General features: G+C 57.4%; 20 protein-coding genes and 1 pseudogene. 19 read left to right on the forward strand and 2 right to left on the reverse strand.

Annotation, left to right across the window (positions count from 1 at the left end; translation table 11 throughout):
- Window positions 1-11: 11 nt before the first annotated feature.
- Together IV109_RS12040 and IV109_RS12045 are read right to left on the reverse strand one after the other, a co-directional pair.
- Complete coding sequence (locus tag IV109_RS12040) at window positions 12-1,208, reverse strand: acyl-CoA dehydrogenase (RefSeq protein ID WP_296696706.1); 1,197 nt, start codon at window positions 1,206-1,208, stop codon at window positions 12-14.
- Window positions 1,209-1,360: 152 nt separating this feature from the next.
- Window positions 1,361-1,942, reverse strand: a complete 582-nt coding sequence (locus IV109_RS12045) for a hypothetical protein (protein WP_296696708.1) — start codon at window positions 1,940-1,942, stop codon at window positions 1,361-1,363.
- A 207-nt stretch (window positions 1,943-2,149) separates the two neighbouring features.
- On the opposite strand from IV109_RS12045, the gene IV109_RS12050 reads away from it, so the two are divergent.
- From IV109_RS12050 to IV109_RS12140, 19 genes and pseudogenes are all read left to right on the forward strand, one after another.
- Window positions 2,150-3,055: a LysR substrate-binding domain-containing protein gene (locus IV109_RS12050; RefSeq protein WP_296696710.1), complete on the forward strand. Its 906-nt coding sequence runs from the start codon at window positions 2,150-2,152 to the stop codon at window positions 3,053-3,055.
- 266 nt (window positions 3,056-3,321) lie between these two features.
- Window positions 3,322-4,239 (forward strand): annotated as a pseudogene (locus IV109_RS12055) (ABC transporter substrate-binding protein).
- Window positions 4,240-4,615: 376 nt separating this feature from the next.
- Window positions 4,616-5,674 carry a Gfo/Idh/MocA family oxidoreductase gene (locus IV109_RS12060; protein ID WP_296696713.1) on the forward strand — a complete coding sequence of 353 codons (1,059 nt, stop codon included), beginning with the start codon at window positions 4,616-4,618 and terminating at the stop codon, window positions 5,672-5,674.
- A gap of 11 nt (window positions 5,675-5,685) precedes the next feature.
- Entirely contained in the window at window positions 5,686-6,270 is a 585-nt protein-coding gene (locus tag IV109_RS12065; protein ID WP_296696714.1) for an acyltransferase, read from the forward strand.
- Entirely contained in the window at window positions 6,270-7,364 is a 1,095-nt protein-coding gene (locus IV109_RS12070; protein WP_296697148.1) for a DegT/DnrJ/EryC1/StrS family aminotransferase, read from the forward strand. The genes IV109_RS12065 and IV109_RS12070 overlap by 1 nt, the downstream gene beginning before the upstream one ends.
- A 119-nt stretch (window positions 7,365-7,483) precedes the next feature.
- Complete coding sequence (locus tag IV109_RS12075) at window positions 7,484-8,485, forward strand: NAD-dependent epimerase/dehydratase family protein (protein ID WP_296696715.1); 1,002 nt, start codon at window positions 7,484-7,486, stop codon at window positions 8,483-8,485.
- 11 nt (window positions 8,486-8,496) lie between these two features.
- Window positions 8,497-9,642 (forward strand): DegT/DnrJ/EryC1/StrS family aminotransferase, encoded by a 1,146-nt coding sequence (locus IV109_RS12080; protein ID WP_296696716.1) that lies wholly within the window; start codon window positions 8,497-8,499, stop codon window positions 9,640-9,642.
- Complete coding sequence (locus IV109_RS12085) at window positions 9,608-10,669, forward strand: class I SAM-dependent methyltransferase (protein ID WP_296696717.1); 1,062 nt, start codon at window positions 9,608-9,610, stop codon at window positions 10,667-10,669. Before IV109_RS12080 ends, IV109_RS12085 begins: the two co-directional genes overlap by 35 nt.
- A 76-nt stretch (window positions 10,670-10,745) precedes the next feature.
- Complete coding sequence (gene asnB / locus IV109_RS12090; RefSeq protein WP_296696719.1) at window positions 10,746-12,641, forward strand: asparagine synthase (glutamine-hydrolyzing); 1,896 nt, start codon at window positions 10,746-10,748, stop codon at window positions 12,639-12,641.
- A gap of 38 nt (window positions 12,642-12,679) precedes the next feature.
- Window positions 12,680-13,204, forward strand: a complete 525-nt coding sequence (locus IV109_RS12095) for an acyltransferase (protein ID WP_296696721.1) — start codon at window positions 12,680-12,682, stop codon at window positions 13,202-13,204.
- A 21-nt stretch (window positions 13,205-13,225) separates the two neighbouring features.
- Window positions 13,226-13,963, forward strand: coding sequence for a hypothetical protein (locus IV109_RS12100; RefSeq protein WP_296696722.1), 738 nt, complete (start codon window positions 13,226-13,228; stop codon window positions 13,961-13,963).
- Window positions 13,960-14,673, forward strand: coding sequence for a WbqC family protein (locus IV109_RS12105; protein ID WP_296696724.1), 714 nt, complete (start codon window positions 13,960-13,962; stop codon window positions 14,671-14,673). Before IV109_RS12100 ends, IV109_RS12105 begins: the two co-directional genes overlap by 4 nt.
- A complete protein-coding gene (locus tag IV109_RS12110) occupies window positions 14,673-15,866 on the forward strand; it encodes a glycosyltransferase (RefSeq protein ID WP_296696726.1) in 1,194 nt (397 codons plus the stop codon). Before IV109_RS12105 ends, IV109_RS12110 begins: the two co-directional genes overlap by 1 nt.
- The gene (asnB, locus tag IV109_RS12115) at window positions 15,866-17,671 is read left to right on the forward strand and encodes an asparagine synthase (glutamine-hydrolyzing) (protein WP_296696728.1); all 1,806 of its coding nucleotides are present in this window, start codon (window positions 15,866-15,868) and stop codon (window positions 17,669-17,671) included. The genes IV109_RS12110 and asnB (IV109_RS12115) overlap by 1 nt, the downstream gene beginning before the upstream one ends.
- 78 nt (window positions 17,672-17,749) lie before the next feature.
- Window positions 17,750-18,718 (forward strand): hypothetical protein, encoded by a 969-nt coding sequence (locus IV109_RS12120; protein ID WP_296696731.1) that lies wholly within the window; start codon window positions 17,750-17,752, stop codon window positions 18,716-18,718.
- 9 nt (window positions 18,719-18,727) lie between these two features.
- Window positions 18,728-19,687: a Gfo/Idh/MocA family oxidoreductase gene (locus tag IV109_RS12125; RefSeq protein ID WP_296696733.1), complete on the forward strand. Its 960-nt coding sequence runs from the start codon at window positions 18,728-18,730 to the stop codon at window positions 19,685-19,687.
- Window positions 19,688-19,750: 63 nt separating this feature from the next.
- The gene (locus IV109_RS12130) at window positions 19,751-20,446 is read left to right on the forward strand and encodes an acylneuraminate cytidylyltransferase family protein (RefSeq protein ID WP_296696735.1); all 696 of its coding nucleotides are present in this window, start codon (window positions 19,751-19,753) and stop codon (window positions 20,444-20,446) included.
- A complete protein-coding gene (locus IV109_RS12135) occupies window positions 20,437-21,378 on the forward strand; it encodes an NAD(P)-dependent oxidoreductase (protein ID WP_296696737.1) in 942 nt (313 codons plus the stop codon). The genes IV109_RS12130 and IV109_RS12135 overlap by 10 nt, the downstream gene beginning before the upstream one ends.
- Window positions 21,375-22,403: an N-acetylneuraminate synthase family protein gene (locus tag IV109_RS12140; RefSeq protein ID WP_296696739.1), complete on the forward strand. Its 1,029-nt coding sequence runs from the start codon at window positions 21,375-21,377 to the stop codon at window positions 22,401-22,403. Before IV109_RS12135 ends, IV109_RS12140 begins: the two co-directional genes overlap by 4 nt.
- The last annotated feature ends 2 nt before the right edge of the window (window positions 22,404-22,405 follow it).

Here is a 22,405-nt window from a genome sequence, read left to right on the forward strand (position 1 = left end):
GGCAAGGACTTTTAGTTCCCGAACGCCGCGATGCCAGTCTGCGCGCGACCCAGAATCAGCGCATGGATATCGTGCGTGCCTTCATAGGTGTTCACCACTTCCAGATTGACCAGGTGACGCGCCACACCGAACTCGTCGGAGATGCCATTGCCACCCATCATGTCGCGCGCCAGGCGGGCAATGTCCAGCGCCTTGCCGCAAGAGTTGCGCTTGAGGATGGAGGTGATCTCGACCGAGGCCGTGCCTTCGTCCTTCATGCGCCCCAGTCGCAGGCAGCCCTGCAGGCCCAGTGCGATCTCGGTTTGCATGTCGGCCAGCTTTTTCTGGATCAGCTGGTTGGCAGCCAGGGGGCGGCCAAACTGCTTGCGGTCCATGGTGTACTGGCGCGAGCGGAACCAGCAGTCCTCCGCCGCACCCAGGGCGCCCCAGGCGATGCCGTAGCGTGCCGAGTTCAGGCAGGTGAAGGGGCCTTTGAGGCCCTGCACTTCGGGGAAGGCGTTTTCTTCGGGGCAGAACACGCCGTCCATCACGATTTCACCGGTGATGGAGGCACGCAAACCGACCTTGCCGTGGATGGCAGGAGCGCTCAAGCCCTTCATGCCTTTTTCCAGTACAAAACCGCGGATCGGGCCGACCTGGCCGCTCTCACTCACCTCTTTGGCCCAGACCACGAACACATCGGCAATCGGGCTGTTGGAAATCCACATCTTGGCGCCGCTGAGCTTGTAACCACCCGCCACCTTGTGAGCCCGGGTGGCCATGGAGCCGGGGTCGGAGCCGTGGTCAGGCTCGGTCAGGCCAAAGCAGCCAATAAATTCACCAGAAGCCAATTTCGGCAGGTATTTTTGCTTTTGCGCTTCGGTGCCGAACTCAAAAATCGGCACCATGACGAGGGAACTTTGCACGCTCATCATCGAACGGTAGCCAGAATCCACGCGCTCGACTTCCCGGGCAATCAGGCCGTAAGCCACATAGTTCAGGCCGGGGCCGCCGTAGGCTTCGGGGATGGTGGGGCCCAGCAGACCCAGTTCGCCCATTTCGCGAAAAATGGCCACGTCGGTGGTGCCGTCGCGAAAGGCTTGCGTCACGCGGGTTTGCAGCTTGTCCTGGCAGTAGGCAGCAGCGGCATCGCGCACCATGCGTTCATCGTCGCTGAGTTGGCTGTCGAGCAAAAAGGGATCTTGCCAGTTGAATGCGGCGTGGGCCATGGGAAATCTCCAGAAATGAAAAATGAAAGGTTCGCGATGGCCTGAATGGTAGCGGCGCACCCTGCAATTCGCAATCAATCGTTTTTCACCCAGATATGCGTGTGGTGCATATCTAGGCCACTGCCGGGCCCCATGGTCAGGAGCTTGGCGGCTCAATCGCAGTGTTTGTATTTCCCATAGGCATGGCCCTGGCCCGGATGATCTTCGTTGCAGCGATCCTTCCTGCCGTGCTTTTTATGCTTTTTGTGCCTTTTGGGATCGTCAAGTGCCTGCCCTTGCACTGCGTAGACCCCGCCTTTCGGACCGGTGGTCGTCACAGGACTGGTCTGGCCGACATTTTTCCCGATGGTGGCGCCTGCGGCACCGCCTGCACCGGCACCCACCACGGTGCCGGTCTTTCCGCCCACGGATTGTCCGACCACCGCGCCAGCCGCACCGCCCACGGCACCACCCACCATGGCGCCACCCTGACCGGAGCCCTGGGTGCTGACTGCGGCACCCGTGGCGCCGCCCAGGGCACCCCCGAGAATGGCGCCGTTCTTGCCGCCGACCGATTGCCCCACCACGGCCCCGGCAGCGGCGCCCAAACCGCCACCCACGGCAGTTTTGATGTCATCGGCGTGTGCGAGGCTTACCGTGCCGGCGAGCAGAAGCGCCAGACAGGCGCAGCGCCGCCAAACCGGTACGGATGTGGAGGTTGTCCGGGAGGAATTCAAAATGTGTGCAGTGTTCATGACCGTGATTAAAGTGAGAAGGCCCCATCGGGACCGGGGAAAGGGATTGTGCACACCTACAACTGGCGCCAACGCCACCACGATGACAAGCGCAACAACCCGTTACAAAACAGAGCCCACCAGCGCCTGGGCCCGAAATGGGCCTGAATCTGCTTTCATACCCGGCAGAGTCTGCACAATAGGGGTTTGAGATTCACCCCCTGCCCCATGCGCCGCAAGATTCCTTCCACCCACACGCTGCTCTGTTTTGAGGCGGCGGCCCGCCACGAAAGCTATACCCGCGCTGCGCAGGAGCTGGCATTGACGCAGAGCGCTGTTTCGCGCCAGGTCACGGCGCTGGAAGAGTTTTTGGGCGTGGCACTGTTCCGTCGCACCCGTCATGGCGTGGCCTTGACTGACCGCGGTGCGGAATATGTGCATCAAATCGCACCCCGCCTGCAAGGGCTGGAGCAGGACACGCTGGACGTGATGTCCACACAAGGCAGCGGCGGCAGCATTCATCTCGCGGCAGTTCCCACCTTTGCGACGCGCTGGCTGATCCCGCGTCTGCCGGAACTGAACGCCCAGCATCCCGACATCACGGTTCACATTGAAACGCGAACCCGCCCGTTCATGTTTGCAGACACTCCGTTTGACGCGGCCCTGTATTCCGGCACCATCGAGCAGGTGAGCAACTGGGCCGGAACCCGGGCGGTGCGTCTGCTGGCAGAAGACGTGGTGCCTGTGTGCAGCCCCAAGTTTCTCGGCACCCGGACCACACTCACACCCAAGGCCATCGCCCAGCTTCCCTTGCTGCAGCAAAGCACCCGCCCCCGCGGATGGCGGCAGTGGTTTGATGCCATGGGGGTGGAGGCGCCCCTGGCCCTGTCCGGACCCCGCTATGAGCTGTTCTCGATGACGGCTGCGGCAGCGGCCCATGGCTTGGGACTGGCGCTGGTACCCCGCCTGCTCGTTGAGGCCGAACTGGCTGGCGGCGAGTTGGTGGTGGCCTGCAACCAGCCCCTGGTGGGCGAACGCGCCTACTACCTGGTCATGCCCGAACGCGGCGAGGAGCGACCGGTTCTGAAAACCTTTCTGGACTGGCTGCAACAGGCCGCCGCAAATCGGAACTGACGAAGACTGTTCCGCCTGCTGCAACCCTAATCCACGCCAGATCGACGATGGGCGAGTTTACCCGAGGAACGATTGGATTTGGCATTTATCCCCTCGAAGTGCCCGTATCATTGCGCCCGCGACGCCTTAAATTCGAGGCGTCTTCAAGCCATTGTTTCAAAGAATTGGGGGATCCATGGGGAAATGTTCGCGTTTGTTGCTGGCCGCACTGGGCTTGACCTTCATTCAGCCTGGGAGCGCATCTTTCTCACGCCGCTGAAACCGGTGTGAGCGACAAAGAGGTCTTACTCGGTCAATCGGTTGGCCTGACAGGCCCCCTCGTCGAGCTAGCACCCGACATCATCAACGCCGCCAAAACCTACTTCGATCAGGTCAATGAAAAGGGCGGCGTTCACGGCCGAGAAATCCGCACCGTGGTTCTGGACGACGGCTATCAGGCGGTCAATACGCAAAAGACGGTGCGTTAGCTGATCCACACCGAGCAGGTTTTCGCGCTTTACAGCATCACGGGTACGGCCAATGTGGCTGGTATCTTGCCCATGCTGGCCAAGGAAAGCCCGCCGGTACCGCTCTTCGCCCCGATCACCGGCGCAGACTCCATTCGCACGCCTCAAATGCACAATGTCTTTCATATCCGCGCAAGTCATGGCGATGAGATCGAAAAAATGGTCCAGCACCTGAGCACCATCGGCGTCAAGAAGATCGGCGTGGTGTGGATCCACAATGGGATGGGCACGGACGGAATGGCGGGCATCGAGAAAGCCATGCAAAAACGCTCGCTCAAGCCCCATGCCACCGTTTCGATCCAGCCCGACGGCTCTGACGCTGACAAAGCGGTGGCCGCTTTGCAGGCAAGTCAACCCGAAGTCATCGTGATGATCACCACGGAAACCGCCACGGTGAAATTCATCAAAAGCCACAACAAGCTCAGCCAAGGCATGCGTTTCTATACGCTTTCCGTCATGGGTTCCCAGTCAACGATTCGTGCCCTCGGCCCGGACGGCATTGGCGTGGTGGTGGCGTCAGTAGTGCCATTCCCCTGGAGCCAGAGCAACACACTGGCCAGGGAATACCAGGCCACCATGCGCAAAGCCGGCTTTGTAACCTGTCGTTTCTGGGATTTGAAAGCTACATCAGCGCCCGGGCCATGGTGGAAGCGCTCAAGCGCGCAGTCAAGGACTTGACCCGCCAGAAGTTCGCAAGCGCGGTCGAGAGCAGGAAGCCTCTTAATCTTGGAGGTTTTGAGGTTAATTTCAGCAAAGAGTCGCACCTAGGCTCGCGCTTCGTCGAGCTCACCATCATCGGCCCCAACGGGAAATTCATCAAATAAATGGAACGGGCGCACTTTCCCTTGAAGGCGGGTTCGCCAAACCATCCGCACGGGCGGTACCTTCTGTTTGATTTGCAGCTCTCAGGGAAACACCAAGATCAAGTAACCGATTCGCTATTTTTGGCATCTGACAAGTTCCACGATCACCTAGGCGGCCATAGCGACGGGCCATCGTTTCCACCGCCTTTCTGAACTATCATTCACATTTAGGCAGAGCTTTTTCTTCATTCATGCATGACTACCCTCTAATCGTTGGCCGCAAGATTCGACTGGCCGTAGTCGGTTGTGGCCGTATTTCCAGCAATCATTTTGATGCGATTCATCAGCATTCAGAGAATGTCGAACTTGTGGATGTCTGCGACACCAATGTGACAGCTCTTGAAAACGCAATGATGCGCACAGGGGTACAAGGTCACCGCAATCTTCGGTCTCTACTTGAGAGCACAACCGCAGACATGGTGGTCCTTGCAACACCTAGTGGACTACATCCGGAACAGACCATTCAGGTCGCAGAGTCACGTCGTCATGTCATGACTGAAAAGCCCATGGCAACACGTTGGCATGACGGATTGCGTATGGTAAAGGCCTGCGACGAAGCGAATGTGCGACTTTTTGTGGTCAAACAAAATCGGCTAAATGCGACGCTCCAACTCCTGAAACGTGCTGTGGAAGAAAAGCGTTTTGGGCGCATTTACATGGTAAACATCAACGTTTTTTGGACCCGGCCACAAGAATATTACGACAGCGCCGCTTGGCGTGGAACGTGGGAATATGATGGGGGTGCATTCATGAACCAGGCAAGCCATTACGTAGATCTCCTGGACTGGTTGATTGGCCCGATTGAAAGCGTACAAGCCTATACCGCAACGCTCGAGCGCAACATTCAGGTCGAAGATTCGGGGGTCCTTAACGTACGATGGCGATCGGGCGCTCTCGGTTCGATGAACGTAACCATGCTTACCTATCCAAAGAACATGGAAGGTAGCATCACCATTCTCGGCGAAAAAGGTACGGTCCGCATAGGTGGCGTCGCCGTCAATGAGATTCAGCAGTGGCAATTCGCCGAACCTCATGAGGACGACGACAAGGTTCTGACTGCAAGTTACGAAACTACGTCAGTATATGGATTCGGCCACCCACTCTATTACAATAATGTGATCAAGACGCTTCGCGGAGAAGCACCGCCGGAAACTGACGGACGAGAGGGCCTTAAGGCACTGGAAGTCCTCATCGCCATCTACTTGTCTGCCCGGGATGGCAAGCGCGTCCCGTTACCGCTTGACTATTGAATTCCCTTTTTATGACAGCAACCATCCACCCGAGTGCCATCATCGACGCTGGCGCACACATCGGCGAGGGCACCAAGGTCTGGCACTGGGTGCATGTCTGCAGTGGCGCGCGCATTGGCGATGAATGCTCGCTTGGTCAGAATGTATTTATCGGTAACCGAGTCGTTATCGGCAACAACGTCAAGATTCAGAATAACGTATCGGTATACGATGGTGTTGAAATCGAGGACGACGTTTTTTGCGGCCCTAGTATGGTCTTCACCAACGTCTACAACCCCCGTTCTGCCGTCAGTCGAAAAGATGAGTATCGTCATACGTTGGTACGCCGGGGGGCCAGTTTGGGCGCCAATTGCACAATCGTCTGCGGTGCGGTGATAGGTGAGTACGCATTCATCGCGGCGGGTGCTGTGATCAATCGAAACGTGAAGCCCTACGCGCTTATGGCTGGCGTGCCGGCACGCCAGATCGGCTGGATTAGCCGCTTTGGCGAGCGCCTTGCGTTGCCCCTGACTGGCATTGCCACCGCTGTTTGTCCGCACACGGCAGATACCTACCGATTAACGGATGACCATTGCACATGCCAAATAGCTCCCTGATTCCTTTCGCTGACCTCAAAACTCAATACCAGGCGCTCAAGTCGCAAATCCAGCAGCGAATCAATACCGTTCTGGAACACGGTCAGTACATCATGGGGCCGGAAGTACGCGAGCTTGAAGTGCGACTAGAGGCCTACACTGGCGCTCGGCACTGCATAACCTGCGCGAGTGGCACAGAAGCCTTGCTGATGAGCCTCATGGCTCTCAACATTCGTCCCGGCGACGAAGTCATCACAACGCCGTTTACCTTTGCAGCAACAGCAGAAATGATCGTACTACTTGGTGCGAAGCCCGTTTTTGTCGATATTGAACCAGACACCTGCAACATCAATGTCGCACTGATCGAGGCCAAAATCACCGCTCGGACGCGGGCCATTATGCCGGTCAGCCTTTATGGTCAGGTATCCGACATGGATGAAATCAACGCAATTGCGGCACGCCATGGTAATTTACCTGTGATTGAGGATGGGGCACAGAGTTTCGGAGCGGACTACAAGGGGCGCAAAAGCTGCAACCTGAGCACCTTTGGCTGCACCAGTTTTTTCCCAAGCAAGCCGCTCGGTTGCTATGGAGACGGTGGCGCTGTGTTTACCAACGATGACACGCTGGCGCTGGCGTGCCGTGAAATCCGCGTTCACGGCCAGAGCCGTCGCTACGTTCATTCCCGCGTTGGCCTCGGTGCCCGGATGGATACCCTGCAGTGCGCAGTGGTGCTCGCCAAACTGGAGCGGTTTGAGTGGGAAGTCGAAAAACGCTTGGAAATCGGAAGAATGTACAACGCTACACTCGAAGGGTTGGGTATTTCGCACGTCCGTCAGCGGCCCGACCGCAGCAGCGTGTTTGCCCAGTACACCGTGTTCGTCGACAATCGGGGCGCCGTGCAAGAGAGGTTGAAGGTTGCAGGCATTCCTACTGCCGTGCATTACCCATTGCCATTGAATGAACAGCCGGCTTATGCACACCTATGCTGCTCCGGCTGCACGCCTGTGGCGGCTGATGCCGCCCAGCGGGTCATGAGTCTGCCTATGCACCCCGATCTGCCTGCGTCGGAAGTCGCTCGTATCACTGATGTGTTGACCAGGTCCAACGCATGAGCGCAGAACTCCTCCCCCGGGTAGTTTGCAGACAGTAATGGCATTTCCATCAGAATCTCGGGCACTGACGTGCAGCAAAGGCTAACTCCGTGACAACGATATTGAAAAAGGGTAGTTAAATGGAACTTATAGGGAAAAAGCTGGTTCTCGTGGGTGGTGCGGGCCTGATCGGCTCGCATACCGTAGACCACCTGATCAAGGAAGACGTCAAGGAAATCGTCATTTATGACAACTTCGTGCGTGGTCGTGTGGAAAACCTCCATGAAGCAATGAAGGACCCGCGCGTCAAGATTTTTGATGCTGGTGGGGATGTGCTTCAAACGGACATCCTGGAAGCGGCCCTTGACGGCGCCGACGGCGTGTTTCACCTTGCGGCTCTATGGCTTCTGCAATGTCATGAATTCCCCCGGAGCGCTTTCGATGTCAATGTCCGTGGCACATTTAACGTCATGGAAGCTTGCGTCAAAAAAGGGGTCAAACGCCTCGTCTATTCATCGTCGGCATCGGTTTACGGTGATGCCGTTGAAGAACCCATGACTGAAGACCATCCGTTTAACAACCAGAACTTCTATGGCGCAACTAAGATCTGCGGGGAAGCCATGTTGCGTTCGTTTCATCACCGTTATGGCCTGAATTACGTGGGCCTGCGCTACATGAACGTTTATGGCCCACGTCAAGACTACCACGGCGCCTATATTGCGGTGATCATGAAAATGCTCGATGCAATAGACCGAGGTGATAGCCCGACCATCATGGGCGATGGCTCCGAGGCGTTTGATTTTGTGGCTGTGGAAAACTGTGGTCTGGCCAATGTCTGCGCCATGAAGGCCGACACCAAGGATCGCTTCTACAACGTTGGCACCGGTAAGCGCACGTCTCTCAAGGAACTCGCGGAAATGTTGCTGGTGCTCACAGACTGCAAAAAGCCCATTACCTATGCACCCCGCAGCCAGGCAACCTTGGTAAGAAACCGCATCGGTTCAGCCAAACGAGCTAGTGCTGAGATCGGTTTCACTGCCAATATCGATTTAATGAATGGACTGAAGCAATTGATCGAATGGCGAGCCGGCCACAAGGCCGAAGTCGAACAGCGCCGTCGGGCGGTGGGGTTAGCAGTCTAATGGATATGAGCATGAAACGGTCGATTCAAATATCATTGCCGTCCACTGGCGAGGAAGAGTGGCAAGCCTGTAGAGAGCCTTTGATGAGCGGCTGGTTAACCCAAGGGCCAAAAGTCGCAGCGTTTGAAAAAGCATTCGCAGAGCATCACCAAGTAAAGCATGCGCTGGCCACGACGAACTGCACAACGGGCCTGCACCTGATCCTGGCCGCCATGGACATTGGGCCCGGGGATGAGGTCATCATCCCGGCATTTACCTGGGTTGCTACGGCCAACGTGGTGCTCTACTGTGGCGCCACGCCGGTCTTCGTCGATGTGGACCGTGTCACCAACAATATCGATCCAGCCGACCTCGCGCGCAGGGTGACCTCTAAGACGCGCGCCATCATTGTTGTGCATCTGTTCGGCCTCTGCGCCGATATGGATGCGATTCGTGCAGTGCTGCCGTCCCACGTCAAGATCATTGAAGACGCGGCGTGCGCCGCGGGGGCCAGTTACAAGGGAACATATGCTGGCGGACTGGGCGATGCTGCCGCCTTTTCATTTCATCCGCGCAAATCCATCACCACGGGTGAGGGCGGCATGGTCACGACCAACAATGACGAACTCGCCGAGCTCGCCAACATGCTGCGCAACCATGGCGCGTCGATTTCCGAAGAGCAGCGTCACAACGGCCCGCGTCCCTATCTTTTGGCCGAGTTCAATCTGCTCGGGTTCAACTACCGCATGACGGATTTGCAGGGTGCGGTGGGTCTGGTGCAGATGAGCAAGCTGGAGAGCTTTATCAAGGAACGCCAGGAGTGGGCTGACTACTACCGGCGAGAACTCGCGGGGATTCCCTGGCTGCGTATGCCGGCTCACCCCCTTGGCGGGCAACATGCATGGCAGGCCTTTGTCACCTATGTTGATCCGGCGAAGGCGCCGATGCCGCGAAACGACATCATGGAGCGTCTGCAGGCGGCCGGAATCGCCACCCGGCCCGGAACCCATGCAGTCCATATGCTGGGGTATTACAAACAGCGGTTTGGGCTGAAGCCGGAGGACTATCCGGGGGCGTACGACTGCGATACAAACACCATGGCCATTCCATTGCACAACCGCATGAACAAGGAAGATTACGCATATGTCGTCCATTGCCTCCAGCAAATCGCAGCCTGACGCTGTAGCGGCCATGCCGGCGTGGCTGCATCAAGTGCTTGGAGTCGAGTCCCTCACGGAAGGCGTGTCTTTCGATGTGGGTGGACAGGCTTTCGTGGTCAAGAACGGAATACCACGCAGCAAAAAGCTTGTCTCACAGGCGCAGGCTCAGACCAGTGAAACCTTTGGCTTTAAATGGAAAAAAGTAGATACCTTTGATTCGCCAGCGTCGCTGGCGCGCATGCGTGAATGGCTCGTCGAGCGCTATGGCGATCTTTCGAGCGCGTCTTGGCTGAGAGAGCACGGCGAGAACCCACTTCTGATTGATGCCGGTTGCGGCGCCGGCATGTCTGGTCTCGAGTTGCTGGGGCCGCTTGTTCCGCATCTGCGCTATCTGGGCGTTGACGTGTCTGAAGCGGTCGACGTCGCGCGAACCAGGTTTCAGGAGCGCGGCCTGGAAGGCGGCTTTTTCCAGGCTGATATCAGCGAATTGCCCTTGCCCAAGGAATCGGTGGACCTGATTTTTTCGGAAGGGGTTTTGCATCACACCAACTCGACCGAGGGCGCGCTGAAATCCCTGGCGAGTCTGTTGAAGCCCGGTGGACGTTTCCTCTTCTATGTCTACAAGCGCAAGGGGCCGTTGCGCGAGTTCACGGACGATTACGTGCGCGACAGGCTTCAACCGATCTCGCCCGACGAGGCATGGAAACTGATGGAGCCATTGACGCAGCTTGGAATTTCATTGGGTGAACTCAACGCGGAAATCGATATTCCCCATCCGATTGATTTGCTGGGCATTCCCGCTGGCCGCATCAATGTCCAGCGCCTCTTTTACTGGCATGTGGCAAAGACTTTTTATCGGCCGGACCTGAGCTTCGATGAAATGAATCACATCAATTTCGATTGGTACGCGCCGGCCAATGCCCAGCGGCAATCGCCGGAACAAGTCCGTGCGTGGTGTGCGGAAGCTGGCCTTGAGGTGGAGCGCGAGGTGGTGGAAGACGCCGGCATCACCATTGTGGCGCGCAAGTCGGACAGGATGTATTGACTTTTTCTTCACAGCAGAACGCGTGAACTCGTTACCCGATAAACAGTATTAATGAATTTTTCAGGTTGATTATTTGATGTGTGGCATAGCAGGCTATTTGCAATTCGATGGGGACGCTGCTTCGCCGGTTGTGCTTCGCCGGATGGGCGAAGCCATTGCACATCGTGGGCCTGATGGCGAGGGCATTTTTGTCGATGGCCCGCTGGGGCTGGCACACCGCAGGCTGGCAATCATTGACACGTCGCCAGCCGGGCATCAGCCCATGGCAACGGAAGACGGCCGCTATGTCATTTCATATAACGGTGAGGTGTTCAATTTTCAGGAGCTGCGAATTGAATTGGAAGCACTCGGGTGGGGCTTTCGTTCCCGTACCGACACCGAAGTCGTCCTCAAGTCGTTCGCCCAATGGGGCACCGGTTGTTTCAAGCGTTTCAATGGCCAATTTGCCGTTGCCGTTTGGGATCGTGCCCAACGCAAACTCGTTCTTGGGCGCGACAGGTATGGCATCAAACCGCTCTACATCAGGCGGAGTGGAAAAAGCCTTGTCTTTGGATCAGAGATCAAGGCCATTCTTCGTCATCCCGAGGCTGGAGCGGTGCTGGACAAAGAAGGCTTGTTTGAGTATCTTGCCTTCCAGAATTTCTTTACCGAACGCACACTTTTCAAGGGTGTCAGCATCTTGCCGGCGGGTTCGTGGATATCTGTCGCAGAAAGTGGTGCTACGGCCACCGATCAATATTGGGATTTTCATTTTACCGAGTCAGAAGGCGGCGCGGTTCTCAGTGACGCAGAGTACAAGGAGGAGCTTGACCGACTGCTGCGTCAGGCGGTCAAGCGGCAACTTGTCGCAGATGTGGAGCTTGGAACCTACCTGAGCGGCGGCATGGATTCGGGCACGATGACGGCAATCGCGGCTAGTGAGTTGCCCTACATGCGGACGTTCACTTGCGGCTTTGATTTGCACTCGGCATCCGGCATGGAACTGGGGATGGACGAGCGGGAAAAGGCCGAGTACATGTCCTACCTGTACCGTACCGAACACTATCAGATGGTGCTGAAGGCGGGCGACATGGAGCGCATTTTGCCCAGGCTTGCCCTGCACCTTGAAGAGCCCCGTGTCGGCCAGAGTTACCCCAATTTTTATGTGGCGCAACTGGCGAGCAAGTTCTGTAAGGTTGTATTGTCGGGGGCTGGCGGTGACGAGCTTTTTGCCGGCTATCCCTGGCGTTATTACCGTGCCGTAGTGAACGACGACTTCGAGCATTACTCCGCCAAGTATTTTCAGTTCTGGCAAAGACTGTTGCCTCGTGATACGGCGGCGAATATTTTCGAGCCGATCTGGAAGGATGTTTCCCACATCTCTACCCGCGACATATTCCGCAATGTGTTCAGCGCAGACGCGCACAAGCTGACTCGTCCGGAAGATTACATCAACCACTCCCTGTATTTCGAGGCCAAGACCTTCATGCATGGCTTGTTGGTCACCGAGGACAAGATCGGAATGGCGCACGGACTGGAAACTCGGGTGCCGTTTCTCGATAATGATCTGGTGGACTTTGCGATGAAGGTGCCGGTGCGGCTCAAGCTCGGAAATCTTGGCGAGGTAGTGCGGCTGGACGAAAACGAACCCGGTCCCAAAACGGCGAAATACTTCCAGCAGACCCGTGACGGAAAACTGCTGTTGCGTCGCGTCATGGAAAAGTACGTACCGGCCGATATCGCAGATGGCGTGAAGAAAGGTTTTTCAGCGCCCGACGCGAGCTGGTTTCGTGGCGACAGCATGGATTTTGTAAGACGCAGTTTGATGGGCCGGGACGCACGAATTTTCGAGTTTCTTGACCGGACCGCGATTCAGGGGCTGGTCGGCGACCATCTGGACGGGCGCGAGAACCGCCGTTTGTTGATCTGGTCTTTGTTGAACCTGGAGCAATGGTTGAAGCATCTGGAGGCGGGAAATTGGACGAGTCAATGAGTCCGGAACGGTTTGCGGAACTGCTAGCTACCTGTTACATGGCGAACGAAGAACGGCTCACGCGCGATCTTCAGCGCAGCCTGCCGTTCCAGGACGGCATGTTCGACCGATGGGAGCGTGCGCGCCGACTCGGATTCGGTGAGCGGACCAGCATATACAACAGCGCGACGGTTTTTGGCGACGTGCGTGTTGGAACCGACTCCTGGATAGGCCCGAACACGATGCTCGATGGTAGCGGGGGCGGACTGAGCATAGGCTCTTTTTGTTCAATAGCGAGCGGGGTTCATGTTTACACGCACGATACGGTGCTGTGGGCGCTGTCAGGGGGGGCGCTGGGCCGCGCTGAAGGCCCGGTGTCAATCGGTGACTGCGTTTACATTGGCAGCCAGTGCGTCATCGCCGCCGGTGTAAAGATCGGTAGTCGGTGTGTTGTCGGCGCCAACAGCTTTGTCAATGACGATGTACCGGACGGAACTGTGGTGGGGGGCTCTCCTGCCCGCAAAATTGGTACCGTTGTTGGCGAGTCCGATAAAGTGTGCATCGTGTTTGATTCCGCCAGATAAGCAGATAGGATGACTTTCGGCATGAGTGACGATTTCACCACCGCGCGCTACAGCGAGATCCTGGAGGTCGCAAAAACGAAATTCCGTTTTGCGACCTTCGCAGATCGCCACGGTGAAGGCCCCGTCGCTCTCTGGCGTCATGACATCGACTTTTCACCCCAGCGAGCGCTCGCATTGGCCCGAATCGAGGCCGATGCGGGTGTGATCGCAACCTACTTCGTCCAGCTATCCTCGCGCTTTTACAACGTGTTCGAGCCGGAGATCACCGCTATTGTTCGGCAGATCGGGGCACTTGGGCACGCTATCGGACTTCACTTCGAAACAGAAGCCGTGGGCCACAGTCAGGATGTTGACCATGAGCGCCGTCTGGCATTTGAGGCGAGTGTGCTGGAACGTTTGGCAGGCAAGAAGGTTTCCGCATTTTCTCTGCACAATCCAACCACGATGTCAGGCGTTTCATTGGATGAGCCGGAGTACTGCGGCCTGTTCAATGCCAGCCACCCGGTATTGCGTGACGAGTTTGCCTATTGTTCCGACAGCAATGGTATCTGGCGCTTTAGACCTCTGGATGCGATGGTCCAGGACGTGCAGGTTGCCAAGCTGTACGCACTGACCCACCCCGAATGGTGGCAAGCGACGGCAATGGCTCCACGGGATCGCATACAGCGCTGCATTGATGGCCGAGCCCTATATGGCGCTCGTTACTATGATCGTCTTTTGTCTGCAAACGACCGGCCTAATGTCGGAAGCGGAAAATGACAACAGGCCGTCTGGTTGTTGCCGGGCATCAACCCAATTTCCTCCCCTGGTTCGGGTATTTCGAGAAGATGCTGAAGTGCGACATCTTCGTTTATTCCGACGATGTGCAATACCCGAAGCAGTCATATACCAACCGGGTGGAGATCATGGTTGGCAAAGCTCCGGGCTATCTGACCCTGCCGGTCGTCAAGGGGGGCGACGCGCGCATAGCCGACAAGCAATTCGTCCAGGACGAGGTGACCTGCAGCAAGTTGACCAAGACCCTCCAGTTCAATTTTGGCGGTTTTCCGCATTTTCGCGATATCGAGCCGCTGATTGACGAGTTTCAAAGAGCTTATTGGCAGTATCAATCCATTGCCGATCTCAACATCCATATGAACCAGCATCTTGCGGCGTGCATGGGCATAGAAACACCCGTGCGGCGAGGAACAGAGCTCGGTCTCGAAGCCTTTCACCGCAACGATCGTCTGGTTCAGCGATGCCGAATTCTGGAAGCCGGCACCTATCTGTGTGGCCAAGGCGCCGACGGGTACCAAGACGAAGCGTTTATCGCCGGGGCTGGAATAGAGCTTCGCCGGATCGACTATGCCATTGGACGAGAGCTGTTTGGCGAGGATCTGCGCTTCAGCGTGTTGCAGGGTATTGCGCGTCGTGGAATCGTGCTGGTCAGGGATGCTGTTGCCGGCTACCGCCAAGGAGATTGCGACTGATGAAGGTGCTGTACGTCGACGCCAATGTATGGCACATCAACCCCACGGCAAACCTGTTGCCCATGCTTTTTCTGGAACGTTTTTCGGAAACGTCATGTTACGGCCCCGGTTTTTCCAGCCGTGCGGATTTGGCTGGTGGATTGCGCCGCCATGTTGACACGACTGGGCCATATGACGTTGTCGTGATCGGCTCAAACACGCCACTCCTTGCGGATGGCGCGGCCGAAATTGAGGGTTCTATCGCTTATCTTCAGCGATACACGGCCCATCATCTCGCAAGTGCCGACCTTGCAACTTTTTTTCTGGATGTCCGCGAGTCGCTGGCCGGACTGGACATTCCGGTCAAGCTGATTTCCACCCTAAACCTCGACTACTACGCAGCCACGCCACAGCAAATTGATGTGGTGCTGGAGAACGGCTTGGGCGTGATTGGCCCGAACGCACAGTTTGTCTTGCCGCTGGGGAGTCTTCCTGATTTCGCAAAACGCGAGAAACATTACACGCGAAAAGCTGACCGTTTTTCAGATGCTTGGTACGACTTCCTTTGCCGGTATCCAGAGAAGGTCGTCACAGCCGTTCACTTCGTCGGGCAGCAGGAGTTTTTCCGTGAACCGCTGGATGTGCGTGCGAACGATGTGGCGGTTCCAGGCGTCGAATATCTGCTACGCAAAGATGCCATCAAGCACCTGGCGCAGACTCGGCTTCGCAAATCCTCAAAGTCATATTTCCACGCCTATCGATTGGCGAACCGCCTGGGGTTACCGGTATTTTCAAATCAGGTAGCTTTGCGCCTGTACAACTTGATGTTCCAGAGAACCCTGGCGGATACCCGTTGTGTGTATACGGCACGTGGTGGCTTCGGGATTCCCATCCGGAAATTTTTCGAAATACCCGCTGCCGGCGCCTTGCTGTTGTGCAGCCCCTGTAACGGCTATGAGGCTCTTGGGTTTGAGTCTGGCAAGCACTATGTGGCCGCCGAACCGGAGGCTCTCCCTGATACTCTGGCGCACTGGCTCCAGAATCCGGATGCGCAGAAAATCGCTCGCACGGGCCAGTCGCTGATGCTCGCCAGGCATTCGGTATCAGCCCGTGGCGAACAGATTGAACGCTGCCTGCGCGAGATGGTTACCGGTGGATTTACTGGCGCACGTTGGACCCGCGGCGAGTACCTGGTGAATGAGGGGCGCGCCTGATGTGTGGATTGATCGCTGCATGGGACCCCTCGGGTCTGGATGAGACTTTACTGGTCAGCGCGCTGGGTGACCTGCGTCATCGTGGTCCCGACGCGCAGGCAACGGTTTGGCGTGAGAACCATCGCGTGCATCTCGCGCACGCCCGATTAAAAATCATCGATACCTCTGACGGTGCAAACCAGCCGTTTGTGTCGCCTTGCGGGCGCTGGGCGCTGGTGTTCAACGGTGAAATTTACAACTACCTCGCCTTGCGTGCCGAGATTGGTGACCGCTGGCAATGGCGAACCCGCGGCGACACGGAGGTGTTGCTGGCTGCATGGGCCTTGTGGGGCAGTGCCTGCTTGGACAAATTGGTAGGCATGTTTGCGTTCGCGCTACACGACGCGCAGTTGCACCAATTGACCTTGGTGCGGGATCGCTTTGGCATCAAGCCCTTGTATCGGGTTAAAGGCGGTTCAACGCGGATTTTCGCAAGCGAAATACCGCCGTTGTTGCGGTTTCTGTCGCGAGTTGCGCCGGACAACTCCACCATATTAACCTATCTGGAACATGGCTTGTACGACCATGGCGTGAACACCTTTTTTGCCGGTGTCGAAGCGCTTGAGCCCGGAAGCCTGATCGAGATCGACCTGAATTCAGGCGCCGAGCAGCAACGGCGCTGGTACCGCCTTGTTGATCATGTGCCCGATCTAACCGGTGCATCTGAAGCGGAATTGCTTGAACAAACCGAGGAATTGATCGTGCAGGCGGTACGCTCGCACCTGGTTTCTGATGTGGCTGTCGGGCTCAATGTGTCCGGGGGCGTTGATTCGTCGATGCTGGTCCGAACCACGCTGGCGGAACTTGGGCATGCGCATCTGTTTACCCAGGATTACGAGGGCTACAGCGAGCTTCCGTGGGTGAATGAAATATCTGAGGGGGGTACGCTGCATGTTGCAAATCTCGACCTGAACAGGATTAACGGCTATCTGCCGCAAACGGTACGGTCACAAGCGGAGCCTTTTGGGGGAGTTACTGTGTGTGGGTATAACGCTCTTTATGAGTTGGCCCGCCAGGAAGATGTCACCGTATTGCTCGACGGCAACGGGGTCGATGAGGTCTTTTTAGGGTACAAGCGTCATCACCAGATCTACGCCGCCAGTGCGGCATCGCCGCCTGAACGGGAGCGTCTGGCCGCTGATTTTGAGACATTCTGGGGGGAGCGTCCCAAGGCGGTTCGTCCCGGCGCATCAATCGACGGGACGGATGGCTTGCGCCCCCAGGCCTTGACGGCGCAGTTACGCGCTTGCGCGCCTTATGTTGAAGCCTTGCCAGTGGCGTTTTCCAGTCCGGTTCGACAGGCTGCAGCCGATGATCTGCTTCGTGCCAAGATTCCGCGTGGCTTGCGGTTTAACGACCGGGTGTCCATGGCGCATTCACGCGAGTTGCGGGTTCCGTTTCTGGATCATCGCCTCGTCGAGTTCGGTTTTGGAATCCCTGAAGAATTTCTCTTTGGTGCACAAGGTACCAAACTTCTGTTTCGTAAGTTGTTGGCGCGGCGTGCATCTGGGGCGGTAGCTTTTTCGGCTAAACGCTCCGTGCAGTCACCGCAACGGGAATGGTTGGCAAATGAATGGCAGGGCTTGGTCAAAGAGGTTTTGGGATCTGAAAGTTTTCGCGCGCGGGGTTGGGTCGATGCTCACAAAGCCCAGCAGTCCTATGAACTGTATCTGTCGGGCACACAAGAAAATTCGTTCTTTATATGGCAGTGGGTTAATCTTGAACTTTGGGCCCGCGCTTTTCTTGATGGGAGTGTTGGTCGATGAATTTCCACGGTCGGCTAGTACGACAACGAACTTGAATGAAGCCGCACAAATCCTTCTAGCGAATATGAGCCTCAGTCTATGAAAACTGCATTTCTCTCTGCCTTGGGCGCGATGGGGCGGCGGCATGTCAAAGGTCTGGTGGGCGCCGGCTTTTCGGTCACCGCTTACGACATCAATGACGGACTGGAAGAGACCGTCAAAAAAGAACTGCTTGCCGCCGACCTGCCTGCTGATCGGGTTAGCTTTGTGCGGGCGATTCCACACGGCAACTTTGACGTTGCTGTGTTCGCGGAAACCACGGTGAACCGCTTGCAGAATTTCAAGCAGTTTTTAAGCCGCGGGAAGGCTGACCGAATTCTGCTTGAAAAGCCGATGGCGGCTGATCCCGACGAGGTTCGGGCTTTCCAGGCAGTTGCACAGGAGCATGGTGTTGCTGGCATCACGCAAGTCAATTTTGTGCGCCGCCACTGGCCGCATCTGCACAGGCTTTCCGAACGCTGCGCACATGAGGAAAAATTTTCCGTCACGCTCAACGGCGGTGCCATTGGGCTGGGCTGCATGGGCATTCACTACCTCGATACTTTTTTGGCGCTGTCTGGTGACGAAGTGCCGGACGTCACCTGGTCGGAACTGTCAAAGACATTGGTCGCCAGCGGTCGCGGTGCGCGCTTCACCGATTTTGGTGGTGACTTCGTACTCACAGGGCGTAGATCACGCCTGATGGCAAGCCTGGAAGCCGGCAGCAGCGCGAATGTCCTGATGTCTGTACGTGGCGCCCATTTTCTGGCGCAGGTCGATTACACGGATATGCGCTGGAAAATCAGTTCACGCAAGCCAAACAGTACTTTACCTAACTACCGTTACGGTGCCGACTACGTAGTGGAAGAAGAAGGGCTCGTTGGCGTTCCGGCAATGGACGGCGTTACGCACGACTGGGCATTGGGCTTGATCGAAATGCCCGGCCTTGCGCAGGCATTGAAAACTCACGACCTTCTGGACCGCATTTTGCAGGCTGGTGGCGCACGTCCACCTTATCAATACACGTAAAGGCTGCAGATGGCGATTCATTGTCTGGTTATTGGTGTGGGAAAGATGGGCGCAGCCCACCTGCAGGCGCTTGCGGCACTTTCGCCCGACTCGCTTACAGGCTGGGCGCCGGGCTCGCGGCCCCGTGCGGTTGAGCGTGACGTGGGGGGCGCCGTGGTCCGGCGTGATGAGCTGCAGGCGACCCTGGCTGCGGTGCGCCCCACGCATGTAATTGTTGCGTCCCCGGTTGAAACCCTCACGCCGATTGCCATCGAGGTCATGAATGCTGGCGTGACGCACCTCCTGATTGAAAAGCCAGCCGCGATGGACCGGCGCGAATGCAGTCTGCTGATGGCCTGTGCGGCAGAAACGGGCGCTGAAATACATGTCGCGTACAACCGGCGGTTTTACGCCTCTGTCCGCAGTGCGCTGACACATATGCGGGCTGCGGGCGAAAGCATTGAAAGTGTCCTGTTCGAGTTCAATGAGGCCATGCCGGCGCAGGGGCCAGGCGCTGCGTCCGAGGTCAAGGCCCACTGGCTGCTGGCCAACAGCATGCATGTGATTGATGCGGCGTTTCATCCGGTCGGCTTGCCAGACATGCAGCGCAGCCGGTTTCAGCATTCTGGCGGACTCTCATGGCATCCAGCGGGCAGTGTCTTTGTTGGTTCCGGTGAAACCGTGACAGGTGTGCCGTTTGCCTGCCATGCCAACTGGGATGCGCCGGGGCGTTGGGGCTTTGAGTGGATGACCAAATCCACCCGCTATGTGTTCAGGCCCATGGAGAAACTGTTCGTCATGCGCCGAGGCCGGTTTGACCTGGAGCCAATGGCATTGGACGACGAGATTGACATCCGTTTCAAACCCGGCGTGTACCACCAGAATCAGGCCTTTTTGGCGGGTGACCGCACGGCGGGCCTTGTCGCGCTGTCCGAGGCCGCGTTGTTGATACCGCTGGCCCAAAAAATCGCGGGCTACCCGGAGGTCTGAAACCATGATGCAAGCAACAACGCCTGGTTCCTCGCTAGCCCTTTTTGAATGTGAGGTCGCCACATGCGCATACTGGGAATAGTGCCCGCCCGGGGGGGCTCCAAGGGAATCCCCCGCAAGAATCTGGCTGATGTGTGCGGCAAGCCACTGATTGCCTATTCCATCGAAGCCGGCCGGCAGCTGCTGGCCAGCGGCACCCTGGCGCGATGCATTGTCTCGACGGATGACGATGAAATCGCATCCTGTGCCAGGGCGCTGGGAGCGGATGTGCCCTTCCTGCGGCCCGCTGCTGCGGCCACGGATACGGCCAAGGCGCTTGCCTATGTGCTGCATGCACTCGATGCGCTCGAGCCGCAGGACGGTGTTTATGATGCAGTCATGCTGCTGCAGCCCACCAGTCCCATCCGGAATCCAGAGGCCATTGCCGCAACCGTCAGGCGCTTCGAGGCCAGCAACGCTGATTCCCTGATCTCATGCTATCGGGAGGAGTACATCAATGAACTGGTCATGTACGACCCGCAGCCCGATGGCACGCTGATTCCCCGCAACCCTCTTCACAACAAGGGCGTGCGGCGGCAGGAGCATGGCCCGGCCATGATTCGCAATGGCGCGCTGTATGTCACCCGCACGCCCTACCTCAGGGCAAGCGGTTCACTGGTTTGCGATCGCCCGGTGTTGCTCGAAATGAGCAAGCTGGACTCGATTGATGTCGATGCGCCAGATGATCTCATTTTGTTGCGGGCGGTCATGTGCAAATAGGCCTGCTTGAACCGGACCGGTTTGACCCTGCAGCCATTGCGCAGCTGCAGGCCATGGGGCGCGTGGTACTGTACGAGGGCGGGGACTTGCACGCCTTCCTCAAACCACTGCAGGTGCTTTTCGTGCGCCTTGCCCACCAGATTGACGCCGCATTCCTGGCAAAGGCGCCTGCGTTGCGCTACCTGTGCAGCCCGACGACAGGCCACACCCACCTGGATGAAAGCGCCCTCGCATTGCGGGGTATCCAGGTTGTCAGCCTGAGAGGTGAGCAGGCTTTTCTGGAAACGATCAGGGCAACGCCAGAACATACCTTGGGCCTGGTGCTGGCGTTGTTGCGCCGCTATCGGGGTGCCTTTTCCCATGTGCAAGCCGGCGGCTGGGACCGCGACCTGTTTCGCGGCGAGGAGCTTTACGGGCAACGCGTGGGCATTGTGGGCCTCGGCCGGGTGGGCTTCAGGGTGGCCAGTTATTGCGATGCTTTCGGCGCCAGCATCAGCTACGTGGACACGCGTGACGTGCCGGCTGGCGAGGGCTGGCAGCGGCTGGCGGGCGTGCAGCAGCTGATCAGCACCCATCGCATCATTATTTTGTGCGCCTCCTACGTCAATGGGGACGCGCCGATAATGGGAAAACTCGAAATTGCCTTGCTGCGCGATCACTACCTGGTCAATACGGCGCGCGGCGAACTGGTCGATGAAGAGGCCTTGCTGGCGGCCATTGAGGCCGACAAACTGGCCGGGGTGGCCACGGATGTGCTGAGCCATGAAACCGGCACGAACCACCTCTCACGGTGGAACGCTGCCGCCATCAATCGCAACGTCATCCTTACGCCACATATCGGCGGGGCGACCGTCACGGCCATGGCAAGAACGGAAAATTTCATTGTCAAAAAGCTTGCGCAAACCCTTGAAGGCACGGAGAGAATCACATGAAACTGGCTGAATATGAATCCACCGGGCGCACTTTTATTGTGGCCGAGATTGCACAGGCCCATGATGGAAGCGTAGGCATCTTGCATTCCCTGGTGGATGCCGCCGCCGCCGCAGGCGTGGATGCTGTCAAGTTTCAGGTGCATATTGCCGAAGCAGAAAGCAGCACGCTCGAACCCTTTCGCGTGCGGTTTTCCACGGTCGATGCGACGCGCTTCGATTACTGGAAGCGCATGGAGCTGTCGGCGGAACAGTGGGCTGATCTGAAGCGCCGCTGCGAGGCGGCCGGCGTGGAGTTTCTGGCCACCCCATTTTCAAACGCTGCCGTGGACCTGCTCGAAAGCATCGGTGTGCGGCGTTACAAGGTAGGCTCCGGTGATCTGGCCAATCCCCTGCTGCTTGAGCGGCTGGCGCGTACCGGCAAGGAGGTGATTTTGTCGACAGGTTTGGGCGCGCTGGAGGAAATAGATGCCGCAGTAGCCCTGATGCGCGGACGGCAGATAGCCGTGACCGTGCTGCAATGCACAACCAAATACCCAACAGCGGCCGAAGACATCGGCCTGCCTTGGCTTGCCACCCTGCGTACGCGATATGCCTGCCCTGTTGGCCTTTCCGATCATTCCGGAACTATTTACCCGGCCCTCGGGGCAGTCGCCCTTGGCGCGGTGGTGATTGAGGCGCACATCACATTTGATCGCCGAATGTTCGGTCCAGATGCCAAAGCGTCTTTGACAGTCGATGATTTTGCCGAGTTAGTGCGTGGCGTGCGTTTTCTGGAACAGGCCCGAGGCAAAGGACCTGACAAGGCGACAGACGAAGGAAAGCAGGAGCTCAGGCGGATGTTTGGCAAGGCACTGGCTGTTAATCGTGACATGCAGGCCGGCGAGACCTTGCGCTTTGAGGATCTTGAGAGCAAGAAGCCTGCGGATGGCGGGTTACCGGTCGCTAAAATAGCGGAAGTGATTGGTCGAAGGCTTAGACAGACCAAAAAGCGCTGGGATTTCTTGACGAAGGACGATTTTGCATAGAT

This window comes from Rhodoferax sp., assembly GCF_018780565.1.
GTDB lineage: Bacteria > Pseudomonadota > Gammaproteobacteria > Burkholderiales > Burkholderiaceae_C > Rhodoferax.

Coding starts and splice junctions, on each gene's coding strand:
- IV109_RS12110 (WP_296696726.1), top strand. CDS start 14,673: ATGAAGGTGCTGTACGTCGACGCCAATGTATGGCACATCAACCCCACG.
- IV109_RS12080 (WP_296696716.1), top strand. CDS start 8,497: ATGAAACGGTCGATTCAAATATCATTGCCGTCCACTGGCGAGGAAGAG.
- IV109_RS12075 (WP_296696715.1), top strand. CDS start 7,484: ATGGAACTTATAGGGAAAAAGCTGGTTCTCGTGGGTGGTGCGGGCCTG.
- IV109_RS12065 (WP_296696714.1), top strand. CDS start 5,686: ATGACAGCAACCATCCACCCGAGTGCCATCATCGACGCTGGCGCACAC.
- IV109_RS12120 (WP_296696731.1), top strand. CDS start 17,750: ATGAAAACTGCATTTCTCTCTGCCTTGGGCGCGATGGGGCGGCGGCAT.
- IV109_RS12105 (WP_296696724.1), top strand. CDS start 13,960: ATGACAACAGGCCGTCTGGTTGTTGCCGGGCATCAACCCAATTTCCTC.
- IV109_RS12095 (WP_296696721.1), top strand. CDS start 12,680: ATGGCGAACGAAGAACGGCTCACGCGCGATCTTCAGCGCAGCCTGCCG.
- IV109_RS12125 (WP_296696733.1), top strand. CDS start 18,728: ATGGCGATTCATTGTCTGGTTATTGGTGTGGGAAAGATGGGCGCAGCC.
- IV109_RS12050 (WP_296696710.1), top strand. CDS start 2,150: ATGCGCCGCAAGATTCCTTCCACCCACACGCTGCTCTGTTTTGAGGCG.
- asnB (WP_296696728.1), top strand. CDS start 15,866: ATGTGTGGATTGATCGCTGCATGGGACCCCTCGGGTCTGGATGAGACT.
- IV109_RS12085 (WP_296696717.1), top strand. CDS start 9,608: ATGTCGTCCATTGCCTCCAGCAAATCGCAGCCTGACGCTGTAGCGGCC.
- IV109_RS12040 (WP_296696706.1), bottom strand. CDS start 1,208: ATGGCCCACGCCGCATTCAACTGGCAAGATCCCTTTTTGCTCGACAGC.
- asnB (WP_296696719.1), top strand. CDS start 10,746: ATGTGTGGCATAGCAGGCTATTTGCAATTCGATGGGGACGCTGCTTCG.
- IV109_RS12140 (WP_296696739.1), top strand. CDS start 21,375: ATGAAACTGGCTGAATATGAATCCACCGGGCGCACTTTTATTGTGGCC.
- IV109_RS12060 (WP_296696713.1), top strand. CDS start 4,616: ATGCATGACTACCCTCTAATCGTTGGCCGCAAGATTCGACTGGCCGTA.
- IV109_RS12045 (WP_296696708.1), bottom strand. CDS start 1,942: ATGAACACTGCACACATTTTGAATTCCTCCCGGACAACCTCCACATCC.
- IV109_RS12100 (WP_296696722.1), top strand. CDS start 13,226: ATGAGTGACGATTTCACCACCGCGCGCTACAGCGAGATCCTGGAGGTC.
- IV109_RS12130 (WP_296696735.1), top strand. CDS start 19,751: ATGCGCATACTGGGAATAGTGCCCGCCCGGGGGGGCTCCAAGGGAATC.